4 protein-coding genes are annotated in these 3685 nt (G+C 57.2%); 2 read left to right on the top strand and 2 right to left on the bottom strand.

What is annotated here, in order from left to right:
- Positions 1 to 458, top strand: a 458-nt coding sequence (locus V4T21_RS19055) for a hypothetical protein (RefSeq protein WP_332719907.1), incomplete at its 5' end; no start/stop codon positions are given.
- A gap of 235 nt (positions 459 to 693) precedes the next feature.
- Here the strand turns inward: V4T21_RS19055 and V4T21_RS19050 are convergent.
- Complete coding sequence (locus tag V4T21_RS19050; protein WP_332719905.1) at positions 694 to 1296, bottom strand: hypothetical protein; 603 nt, start codon at positions 1294 to 1296, stop codon at positions 694 to 696.
- 198 nt (positions 1297 to 1494) lie between these two features.
- On the opposite strand from V4T21_RS19050, the gene V4T21_RS19045 reads away from it, so the two are divergent.
- A complete protein-coding gene (locus V4T21_RS19045) occupies positions 1495 to 2232 on the top strand; it encodes a DUF6683 family protein (RefSeq protein ID WP_332719903.1) in 738 nt (245 codons plus the stop codon).
- A 66-nt stretch (positions 2233 to 2298) separates the two neighbouring features.
- Here V4T21_RS19045 and V4T21_RS19040 read toward each other — a convergent pair whose 3' ends face one another.
- Positions 2299 to 2772, bottom strand: coding sequence for a hypothetical protein (locus V4T21_RS19040; protein WP_332719901.1), 474 nt, complete (start codon positions 2770 to 2772; stop codon positions 2299 to 2301).
- Positions 2773 to 3685 lie beyond the last annotated feature (913 nt).

Raw genomic sequence — 3685 nt, 5'->3', positions numbered from 1 at the left:
CCGACGTTCCTCGCTTGCGGCGCCAAGTGGCCGACTTTTACTCCGCCGCGTGGCCTGATTTTACTCCGCCGTTGACAGGCGCGCACGCCTGGTCGAGTGACGAACTGATCGATCATGCGCGGGGTCTTGTTGCGACGCTTTATGAATATGACGATCCCGTCCAAGACCGAAGCCCGCTCAACCCGGATGCACGTGATGCTTTTTTCTCCACCGATTTTGTTGCGGCTTTGCAATCACAGCCGCCAGGCGCCGATCTGCTGATCGGTGCGCAGGATTTCCAGGGCCACGTATCCGAGCCGATGCCCGATCCCGAGCAGCCCATGCTCCGGGGCATGATTACCATTAATGTCGAGGTCGAGAATTTCGGCCAGACTCACACCCTGCGCGCAGACACCAGCCGGCCCGACGCGCCGCTGCGCATCTTTCGCATCGAACACGATGGCTGGTCGTACCCATAGCTTCTCGGCTGTTGTCTGCCGCAAGCACGATGCGGATCTTCTCCTCCGCGCCATACTGCTTGCGGGTCGCCCGGCGGATGTCCTTGATGACCTGTTCCGCAGGCGCTTTCCCTGTCCCGGATTTCTGTCTCATCTTCGCTCCTTTGAAAGGCTACGATGAACCAGAAATCCTCCGTTCTCAGTTAAGCCGTTTTGGTCCCATCAGCGCTGACGCGGGACAGCAGAACCCTTGTCATTACGTTGATGGGCAACGTCCGGTCACATCAATGCCAAAGGGCCCGGAGGCGATGAAGATGTCGTCAGATGGGCGCCAAAACTCCGCACCCTGCTCTTTGAACATCGCAACCATCTCCTGCATTTCTGCCCTTTCGCTCTCGGACGCCTCCCCCTTTCCATAGGAGTGTAACAGCTCATCGAGGTTGACCGAGATTGAAAACCGCCTTCCCTCAAGGTGCGTCACAGTCTGGGTCAATTCGGTTTCGTATCTCGGAAGGATTTCGCGAACAGTCCAACTGGTGTCCCCGGTCACCTCGTAGGTGATCGAGGGATCGGCTTCATCTGAACAGTTCCTTGCCACGGACCGAGCCAAATTCTCCTGATCGAACCCTACACCGTCCGATCCCCAATTCCGTGTTACGTTGTTGAGCGTAAACCATTGGCCATCAAGGCCCGCGATAATTTCGGCAGGATCATCGGGACCGCCGATCGCGTCCATATCCTCTGCATTAACTAGCGGTGCTACGACGTCCAGCTGAGCGGCTAAATCTGCCGCATTAGCGCCCATTCCAATCGTTGATGCCACGAGCAGCGTCGCGGCGGATACAACCAAAGCCTTCATCACCTACCTCCAAGTTTCCCGGTAACATAACCTGTGACGCTCGATGCACGTCAATCCTTGGCCCTGGGGCGCCAAAATTGTTACTTGCCTGTCGGACACCAATCCAGCGCGCCGATCCGGCGTCTTAATATCGGGCGCTATATGCTGGCCCTTGTTCGAAGCGCATCTTAGGAACACGCCTTGAGGAAAACGGTATCCATGCAAAAACTTCTTTACGTCGTGCTACTTGCCACAGCGTCGCTGATCTCCACCCACGCGGCAGCGCAATGGTCACCTTCAGCCTCACTCGATTTAGGTTTCGGTTTCGGTCAGATGGCCTTGAGCCAAGCTGCCCTGGACGGCGCAAGGCGGCTCGATGACGAGAGCAACGAGGCGTTTGAGAGTGAAGCCCAGGACTGGACGGAGCCCGAATTCGAGCCCTCCTTTGTGGCCGATCCTGACCTGACGCGCATCGTCGAGGAACGCTTCATCCTCTTTTACGGTGGCCGCGACCCGGCCCATCAGGCGGTGATGGCCAAGGAAGTCGCATCAGGACGATATCACGATCATTTCCGCGAACTGATGGGAGCCTATGGCCTAGATCCGCAACTCGACAATTTCCTCGACGTCATGGCGACCCGATACGTTAAACTGTGGGAAATCATTCACGGGAAAGCCGTCACGCCGGCGCAGGCCGGCGCTGTCCGCGCCCAGTTGCTTGCCCAGTTCGGTGACGATTTCTGGATGCGACGTATGGATGATGCAGAAAAGCAAGAACTCGCGGAAACGTTCGTACTTCATATCGCTGCGGCAGACATTGCCTATACCGCATTAATGGAAGGAGAGGACCCAGAACTGATCAGCCGCTATCGCACCGGCGTGCAGGAAAACTTGCTTCCCGATGGGCCGCCCTTGGGTCAGTTCGAGATCACCAGTGCCGGGTTTGTTCGCCCCTGATATGAGTTGGACTTTGTCGATAGGTTCGGCTCAGGATCCATAAAGCGGGACAGGTCTGATTTTAGTTTAGGTTTCAACTGTCGCTGAAAGGCCGAACATTGCCGCCCAGTTGGATGCCGTCATGCCGTTGCGATAGTCGATCTGCATCCTCGCATCCAACATCTCCACGAGCAGCCGGTTCTCAAGCCAAACCTCGACACATGAAAATGGGCCACGATCACACGTCCGCGCTGTCCAACCGTTAGCTTTCGCTGCTTGCAAAATGTCGCTCTGCCCGAGCACCGAGCCAAGAGCGACATGCACAAACGTCGATGAGCGATTTCGTTCTGTCATCTCGCAGGAAAGTTGCTCGGGGCCAGCCTTCAACACGTGCGTAGTCGGATAGACTTCGACAGCGGTCCCGTCATCCTCTTGAGCAAAGGCGATCCAGCAATCCGGAAATGGCGGGAAGGGCATCGCTTTGCCTCCCATGGCATTGGCCAGGAATATTGCGACGGTCTGCGGATCGTCAGCGCTGATCGAAACGTGAAATAGCGGCATTGGCGCACTCCCTGCTTTGCATACGAGGATTCCATCCCATGTGACTTACTGCCGCCCGGTGTGACGTATGTCCACAAGCTCGGCCGGCCACTTGCCGGAGGAGTGTATCGCCGGAGCATCGGCGTCTGGAGCGATGACTAAGCATTAGGTGATCGGAAACTCGCCGCAGGTTTTTGACAGAGTTGTTGCCGCCCACGACTATCGCAGGAAAAAGCCGTAAATTTCGCCCCTCCGCACCTGACCAAGTTTGGTAATGGCCTTCGGCAGCATTTCGTTGCCTTTTGGGCGTCCGCAATGGGGTCGGAAGCGGGCCGGCCATTTCGGGGGTCGGAAGCTGAACGGCGGCTTTCCGCCATCCATTTCCAAAAGCGGTCAGTCCGCTTTCGGCCCCAAAGTAGTGGTCTGCGGCAGCACAAAGGCGCTTAGCTGGGCCAGATTCAGGTCATCCCAAGCTCTTTGACTAGAGCAATTTGGACCTGCGTTGCCAACCTAGAGATGTCATCGCCCATTTTGTCGACATCACCCTGCTCATCCTGCCGGATGATGCGTGTGATACTGCCGAATGCCGCTTCGTCTTCATCGAGGATGGGAGCGGCGATACCGACCTCAAATATATTTGCCTGAACGCCCCGTAGCTTCGATCAGCAAATGGAGAGGTAGATGCGGCCGCCGTTCTAAGACCAGAAGCGGGTAGCGATGAGGACCCCATTTCCGGTCACTATGCCGTCGCCCAGCGCCTCTTGCGCATGATCGACCCGGCCAGCTGGGAAGCTGTGCGTGTCGAGGTCGCACCGGGGAAAATCGTTGACGCCATTCGGTTTGTACCGTCCGAGGAAGAGGCCGCCCTGGTGGCAAGCAAATGGTCATGATCCGCTGTCGGTCGGCGCCCGAGCAGCGGTAATTCTTGTAGCGG

Source organism: Pelagibacterium mangrovi (assembly GCF_036662815.1).
Classification (GTDB): domain Bacteria; phylum Pseudomonadota; class Alphaproteobacteria; order Rhizobiales; family Devosiaceae; genus Pelagibacterium; species Pelagibacterium mangrovi.
This window is presented reverse-complemented; position numbering and strand designations above follow the sequence as displayed.

Bases quoted from the DNA above. Each gene is read 5' to 3' on its own strand.
- V4T21_RS19050 (WP_332719905.1), bottom strand. From the start codon at position 1,296: ATGAAGGCTTTGGTTGTATCCGCCGCGACGCTGCTCGTGGCATCAACG.
- V4T21_RS19040 (WP_332719901.1), bottom strand. From the start codon at position 2,772: ATGCCGCTATTTCACGTTTCGATCAGCGCTGACGATCCGCAGACCGTC.
- V4T21_RS19045 (WP_332719903.1), top strand. From the start codon at position 1,495: ATGCAAAAACTTCTTTACGTCGTGCTACTTGCCACAGCGTCGCTGATC.